At 65.1% G+C, this 6,952-nt stretch carries 5 protein-coding genes; all 5 read left to right on the top strand.

The window, feature by feature from the left end; all coding sequences use genetic code 11:
• Positions 1–363 precede the first annotated feature (363 nt).
• The 5 genes from QGG75_14510 to QGG75_14490 are packed head-to-tail and all read left to right on the top strand — an operon-like array spanning position 364 to position 6,574.
• Complete coding sequence (locus QGG75_14510; GenBank protein MDP6068445.1) at positions 364–1,389, top strand: ABC transporter permease; 1,026 nt, start codon at positions 364–366, stop codon at positions 1,387–1,389.
• Positions 1,386–2,585: an ABC transporter permease gene (locus tag QGG75_14505; GenBank protein ID MDP6068444.1), complete on the top strand. Its 1,200-nt coding sequence runs from the start codon at positions 1,386–1,388 to the stop codon at positions 2,583–2,585. The genes QGG75_14510 and QGG75_14505 overlap by 4 nt, the downstream gene beginning before the upstream one ends.
• Positions 2,586–2,598: 13 nt before the next feature.
• Complete coding sequence (locus tag QGG75_14500) at positions 2,599–3,669, top strand: TRAP transporter small permease subunit (GenBank protein MDP6068443.1); 1,071 nt, start codon at positions 2,599–2,601, stop codon at positions 3,667–3,669.
• 1 nt (position 3,670) lies between these two features.
• Positions 3,671–5,041: a TRAP transporter large permease subunit gene (locus tag QGG75_14495; protein ID MDP6068442.1), complete on the top strand. Its 1,371-nt coding sequence runs from the start codon at positions 3,671–3,673 to the stop codon at positions 5,039–5,041.
• A 21-nt stretch (positions 5,042–5,062) separates the two neighbouring features.
• Positions 5,063–6,574 carry a DHA2 family efflux MFS transporter permease subunit gene (locus QGG75_14490; protein MDP6068441.1) on the top strand — a complete coding sequence of 504 codons (1,512 nt, stop codon included), beginning with the start codon at positions 5,063–5,065 and terminating at the stop codon, positions 6,572–6,574.
• The last annotated feature ends 378 nt before the right edge of the window (positions 6,575–6,952 follow it).

Genomic DNA, 6,952 nt, shown 5'->3' with positions numbered 1-6,952 from the left:
CGAAGTCCGTCCCGTTTCGATTCACCCATCGGGTGTGCCATGCCAACCACTCCATCAACTCCTCAACATATTGATTCTTATAGCATAATCTCCATCTCAGGGCATCGATTAACGAGTTCATCTGGGAAATGGGGGATTCATCGACGATCAGCGTCGACTTGAGGCGGCGGCGTTTCAATTCTGAACATCTTCCACCCGTTTCCCGACAGCAACCCATAGGGCCAGGGCACCCGAGGAATCCTTGGTTGCCTCGGTCCGCTTGGCTTTGGCGCGGGCTTTCGGGCATAGTGGGGGATTGAACCGGCGCTGCGGCCGGACCCAATCGCGCCCCGACCAGGGGGGCCAGCGGCACCGCGAAGGCCCATGTTCACCTACTTCATCCACCGCCTGCTGATCATGATCCCGACGCTGTTCGCCATCAGCGTCCTGGTCTTCATCATCATTCAATTGCCGCCCGGCGATTACCTCTCGAACCAACTGCAGGAACTCAAGAGCCAGGGCGACACCGCGGCGCTGGAGAAAATCGAGTTCCTGCGTGCCCAATACGGCCTCGACCAGCCGCTGGTCGAACAGTATGCCGCCTGGCTCGGCATCTGGCCCGGCCCCGACGGCTTCTCGGGCATGCTGCAGGGCGATCTCGGTTTCTCCTTCGAGCACAACGTGCCGGTCTCGGCGGTGGTCGGCGACCGGCTGTTGCTTTCCTTCATCGTCTCCTTCACGACCATCATCTTCACCTGGCTGGTAAGCTTTCCCATCGGCGTCTATTCGGCGACCCATCAGTATTCGCTGGGCGACCACGGCCTCACCTTTATCGGCTTCATCGGCCTGGCCACGCCCAACTTCCTGCTGGCGCTGGTGCTCTTGTATTTCGCCAACGTCACCTTCGGCACCTCCATCGGCGGCCTGATGGAACCGGAATACCTGGACCAGCCCTGGTCCTGGGGCAAGTTCGTCTCGGTGCTCCAGCATCTCTGGATTCCGGTCGTCGTCATCGGCACCTCGGGCACCGCCGGCATGATCCGGCGCTTGCGCGCCAATCTGCTCGACGAGTTGCAGAAGCAGTATGTGGTGACCGGCCGGGCCAAGGGCCTGCACCCCTTCCGGCTGCTCGTCAAGTACCCGTTGCGCATGGCGCTCAATCCCTTCATCTCCGACATCGGCAACCTGCTGCCGCAAATCATCTCGGGCGCCGCCATTGTCTCGGTGGTGCTGTCGCTGCCCACCACGGGGCCGATGCTGGTGCAAGCGCTGCAGTCGCAGGACCAGTTCCTGGCCGGCTCGTTCCTGATGTTCCTCTCGGTGTTGACGGTGTTCGGCATGTTCCTCTCCGACCTGGCGCTGGCGGCGCTTGATCCGCGCATCCGGTTGGGCGAAAGCGGCACGCGATGAGCAGCACTCACGACAGCGTCCGCGACGGCGTCCCCGACGCTGGCGACAAGCCGCTCGAGCACTGGGTCAACGCCGCGCCCTTCGACCCCTATGCGGTCGAGGAACTGACGCCCGAGCAGGAACGCTACTACATGGCCTCGCAGTGGCAGATGATGTGGTGGAAGTTCCGCCGTCACAAGCTGGCCGTGGTCTCGGGGCTGATCCTGGCGCTGATGTATGCCTCCATCCTGATCAGCGAGGTGCTGGCGCCTTACAATTTGAACAGCCGCGACGCGCGCCACATCTACGCCCCGCCGCAGGACCTGCACCTCTTTCACGAGGGCGAGTTCCGGGGACCCTTCGTCTACGGCTACAAGTTCCGCCTCAACATGAAGAACCTCAAGCGCGAGTACCAGCCCAACCCGGCCAAGGTGCAGCCGCTGCGTTTCTTCTGCCGGGGCGACGATTACAAGTTCTGGAACCTCTTCGAGGCCAACTTCCACATCATCTGCCCGGCCCCGGGCGGCACGTTCTTTCTGCTCGGCACCGACCGCCTGGGCCGCGACATGCTGTCGCGCATCGTTTACGGCACGCGCATCTCGCTGACCGTCGGCCTGATCGGCATCACGATCAGCTTCCTCCTGGGCATCGGCTTCGGCGGCGTCGCCGGCTATTACGGCGGCTGGTTCGACACCATGACCCAGCGCCTCATCGAGATTATCCGCAGCTTTCCCGAACTGCCGCTGTGGATGGCGCTGTCGGCCGCGCTGCCGGTAACCTGGAGCCCCATCCTGATCTACTTCGGTATCACCATCATCCTCGGGCTGTTGGATTGGACGGGACTGGCGCGGGCCGTGCGGGGCAAATTCCTGGCGCTGCGGGAAGAAGACTTCGCCACCGCCGCCACGCTGATGGGCGCCCGGCCGCGCCGCGTCATCACGCGCCACCTGCTGCCCAGCTTCATGAGCCACCTGATCGCCTCGGCGACGCTTTCGGTGCCCTCGATGATCCTCGGCGAGACGGCGCTGTCGTTCCTCGGGCTGGGGCTGAGGCCGCCCATCACGAGCTGGGGGGTGCTGCTCAACGAGGCCCAGAACATCAACGTGGTGGCGCTTTATCCCTGGCTGATGATGCCGGTGGCGCCGGTGATCGTGATCGTGCTGGCGCTCAACTTCTTCGGCGACGGCCTGCGCGACGCCGCCGATCCTTACAAGTGAACGGACCGCCCTGATGGCCGGCTGGCGCGAAGTCAGGGCACTGGGGCCGGGACTGCTTGAATACGCACCAATCATCGTCTTCACCCTCCATGGCTGGGCCGATCCGGAACTGGGCTGGCGCTTCCAGCTCGCCGCCATCATGGCGCTGGCGGTGCTGGCCGGCCTGGCGGCGTTGCGGCGCCGGCCCGATCCGGTAGCGCTGGGGGCAGATCTTTTCCTCATCGTCGTGGCCTTCGAGAGCCTGCTCTCGACGGCGGTGTTGTCCGAGCTGCTGACGATCTTTCAGGAATCGGCGCTCTTTGTCTGCGTGCTGCTGACGGTGGTCGGCACCCAGACGGCAACGCGGGAAGGCGCGCTTGGTCTCTCGCAGATGGCGGGCCGCAACAGCGCCTGGTTGCTGGCCGCGGCTGCGTTGCTGGCGCTGATCGTCTCGCTGGCCACGCTGGGCCAGGGCCTGCTGTCGCTGATCCTGCCGCTGGCGGCGCTCTATGCCTTCCGCCAGCACCTCATCGCCCGCCTCATCTGGCCCCGGCCCGACGAGGCCCCCGCCGATGCCGTCGGCCGCCTGCTGGCGAGCCTGGAAAATACCATTGCCGGCATCGCCATCACGGCCGCCTGGATCACGCTGCTGGCGCTGGTCGGCGTGCGGGTTTACGACATCATCGCGCGCCAGTTCACCACCACGCCTTCGGGGCTTTTCGTGGTCATCGAGTTTCGCGCCTTCATGCTGCTGGTGGTGCTGGGGCTGGCGTACGCCTATCTCAAGAACGCCCACGTGCGGGTCGACATCCTGCGTGCCCGCTTGCATCCCCGCACCCAGGCCCGGCTGGAGATCGCCGGCGGCCTGCTTGTACTGCTGCCGCTGGCCGCCGCCATTGCCGGTCTTTATGCCCCCTTCATCTGGGAGAGCTACCTCAATGGTGACCGCTCCTGGCTGTTCCTCGGCCGGCCGCTGAAGTGGCTGGTCAAGAGCATGCTGCCGTTCGGCTTTTCGCTGCTGGCGCTGGCCGGCCTGATCGTCATCGTGCGCAATGTGCGTTTCCTGCGCGGCCGCGGCCCGGGCCCGGCGCCGGACGAGGCCTGAGATGGAAACCCTGGCCGAGCTGTTGCCCGTCTTGATGCTGCCGGCGCTGGCGGTGTTGCTGTTTTCGGGCTACCCGGTGGCGCTGGTGCTGGCCGGCGTCGGCCTCTTGTTCACGGGGCTGGGCTGGCTGGCCGGCGAGATCCCGGCCGTCGCCTTCCTCAACATCCCGCTCAGGGTCTGGGGCAGCCTCTCGGGCAGCCTGATCTACCCGGCCGTGCCGATGCTGCTGTTCATGGGCCTGGCCCTGGAAAAGTCGGGCGTCGCCCGCGAGATGCTGCTCTGCATGCGGGTGCTGCTGCGCCGCGTGCCGGGCAGCCTGGCGGTGGGGGTGACGATCCTCGGCATCCTGCTGGCCCCGGCGGCCGGCCTGATCGGCGCCTCGGTGGCGACGCTGGCGCTGGTGGCGCTGCCGACCATGCTCGAGCAAGGCTACCGGCCCAGCCTGGCCACCGGTTCGGTGGCCGCCGCCGGCACGCTCGGCATCATCCTGCCGCCCGGCATCATGCTCTTCTTCCTGGCCCAGTTGCTGGGCGTGCCCATGGGCTCGCTGTTTCTCTCGACGCTGGCGCCCGGACTGTTACTGGCGGCGCTGTTTATCGTCTACTACATGGCCAAGGCGCAGTTCGATCCCGGCGCCGCACCCGGTTTCGACAGCGCCCGGGAGAGCCTGCCGCGAAACCTGCTGTGGTACGCGATTCGCAACTTGGCCTTGCCAGTGCTGCTGATCGCTACTGTGCTGGGCTCGATCATCGCCGGTTGGGCGACACCGACCCAATCGGGCGCCGTCGGCGCGGCCGGCGGCATCGTGCTGATGCTGGTCAACGGCAGCTTTTCCCTGATGCGCCTCAACGAGGTCATCATCGGCACCACGCTGACCACCTCGATGGTTTTCTTCATCGTCATCGCGGCAACCATATTCTCCTATCCCTTCCGCTACCTGGGCGGCGACGAGGTGGTGATCGCGGCGCTGAGCGGCACCGGCCTCGATGATTGGGGCATCTTGTTGCTCATCCTGGGCATCATTTTCCTGCTTGGCTTCTTCATCGACTGGATCGAGATCACGGTGATCACCCTGCCCATCTTCCTGCCCATCCTGGACGGCCTCGATTTTGCGTCCTATGTGGGCTCGCCGGAGCTCTCTCTGGTCTGGATCGCCGTGCTCATCGCGCTGGTGTTGCAGACCTCGTTCCTGACCCCGCCCTTCGGCTTTGCACTGTTTTTCGTCAAGGGCGCCGCGCCCCCCGGGGTGCGTCTGGCCGACGTCTACCGCGGCATCGTGCCGCTGGTGCTGATCCAGCTTCTCGGCCTGGCCCTGGTGCTGGTCCTGCCGGCCCTGGCGGTCGGCTTACCACGGCTGCTGTTGATTGACTGACGCCGCTTTCGACCAAGTTTCATGAACCCCACGGCCCACCACCACGAATACCCCACCGGGCTGCGCCGTACACTGACGCTGATGGTGCTGACCACCGTCACCATGCTCTATGCCATGACGGTGACCATCGCCAACGTCGCCCTGCCGCAGATCCAGGGCGCGCTCTCGGCCACCACCGACGAGATCGCCCTGGTCATCACCTTCAACATCATTGCCACCGCGGTGATGACGCCGATGGCCGGCTGGCTGGCCGGGCGCTTTGGCCGCCGCGCCGTGATCATCTGGGGCGTGGTCGGTTTTACCTTGGCCTCGCTGTTGTGCGGCCTGGCGCCATCGCTCGAAGTGCTGGTGCTGATGCGCATGCTGCAGGGCGGCTTCGGGGCGCCGCTGGTACCGCTGGCCCAGGCCATCGCGCTGGACATCTACCCGCGCGAACAGCGCGGCCCGGTGCAGGCCTTTTTCGGCATGGGCGTGGTACTGGGGCCGATCATCGCGCCCTCGCTGGGCGGTTATCTCTCCGAGACCTACTCCTGGCGCTGGGTCTTCTTCATGGTCGTGCCGGTCGGCCTGATGACGCTTACCGGCGTCATCGCCCTGGTCCAGCAGCGCCGCCGAGAGGGCGAGGGCCGGCTCGACTGGACCGGCTTCATCTCTCTCGCTTTGGCCATTGCCGCGGCCCAGTACATGCTCGACCGCGGCCACCAGCTGGACTGGTTCGAAAGCCCCCTGATCATACTGCTGGCCGGCGTGGCGGGGCTGGCGTTCTATATCTTCTTCGCCCACAGCGCCACTGCCGAACGACCCTTTCTGAGTCCGAGATTGCTGCTGGACCGCAATTTCTCGGTCGGGCTTTTGCTTACCTTCGCCTTCGGCATGCTCAACTTCATGCCCATCACGCTGCTGCCGGTGATGCTGCAGACGCTCAGGGACTTTCCCGATTCCATCGTCGGCCTGCTCATCGCCGCCCGCGGCAGCGGCACCTTCCTGGGCTTCGTCGTGATGTTCTGGGCCAGCCGGCTGGATCCCCGCCTGACGGTGCTGGTGGGCTTCGGCCTGCAGGGCGTATCAGGTTATTTCATGTCGCAGTTCTCGATCGACGTCAGCGTCTGGGAGGTGGCCTGGACCAGCCTCCTGCAGGGCCTGGGGGTGGGCTTCATCTGGGTGCCACTGACCATGATCACCTTCAGTACCTTGCCCGAGCGTTATTTCAACGAGGGCACCGCGATCTACCACCTGGTGCGCAACTTCGGCTCCTCGGTGTTCATCTCGGTCAGCATCGTGGTGGTGCTGCGCACCACCTCGATCAAGTATTTCGAACTCGGCGAGAACGTCTCGCCGCTCAACGAGGTGCTGGGCTATCCCGCCTTCGCCGGGCTTTGGGCCGTGCTCGACAATCCCCAGGCGCTGGCCTCGCTGAGCGGCGAGGTGCTGCGCCAGGCCAACATGATCGGTTACATCAACGCCTTCACCGCCTTCGCCGCGGTCTCCTTGGTGGTGCTGCCGCTGGTGCTGTTCGTGCACGGCAAAAAGTAGAGGCCCAGACGAAATCCAAATGGTTCATTCGGATTTCGTCTGGTTTTTTTTGACCCCTCACCGGGCGCGCGCTCCGCGCGCTTGGCCTCCGCACCCCTAGAGGGGAGCGGCTTAGCGCCGGCTTTTTGTTGGCCCCTCACCGGGCGGGCGCATTCGCGCCCTTGGCCTCCGCCCCCCCATGGGGGGCGGCTTAGCGATGCCGTCACAGTGTTTTATCTTTGCTGCTTGGTCTTGGTGCAACGGGAGCAACGCGACCCGCCGCTACTGCGGATCGGGTAGGAGGGGGCCTTGCGGCACCCCTCCTCCCACACCACCGTACGTACGGATCCGTATACGGCGGTTCATGAAGTGCGCTGCGGGTGGTGGAGTTGCTCGATG

This window comes from Alphaproteobacteria bacterium (assembly GCA_030740435.1).
Lineage (GTDB): Bacteria > Pseudomonadota > Alphaproteobacteria > UBA2966 > UBA2966.
The sequence above is the reverse complement of the archived record's forward strand: the minus strand, read 5'-3'. Positions and strand labels throughout refer to the sequence as shown.

What these genes read in the sequence shown, in the direction of transcription:
- QGG75_14510 (MDP6068445.1), top strand. Translation starts at nt 364, where the DNA reads ATGTTCACCTACTTCATCCACCGCCTGCTGATCATGATCCCGACGCTG.
- QGG75_14505 (MDP6068444.1), top strand. Translation starts at nt 1,386, where the DNA reads ATGAGCAGCACTCACGACAGCGTCCGCGACGGCGTCCCCGACGCTGGC.
- QGG75_14490 (MDP6068441.1), top strand. Translation starts at nt 5,063, where the DNA reads ATGAACCCCACGGCCCACCACCACGAATACCCCACCGGGCTGCGCCGT.
- QGG75_14500 (MDP6068443.1), top strand. Translation starts at nt 2,599, where the DNA reads ATGGCCGGCTGGCGCGAAGTCAGGGCACTGGGGCCGGGACTGCTTGAA.
- QGG75_14495 (MDP6068442.1), top strand. Translation starts at nt 3,671, where the DNA reads ATGGAAACCCTGGCCGAGCTGTTGCCCGTCTTGATGCTGCCGGCGCTG.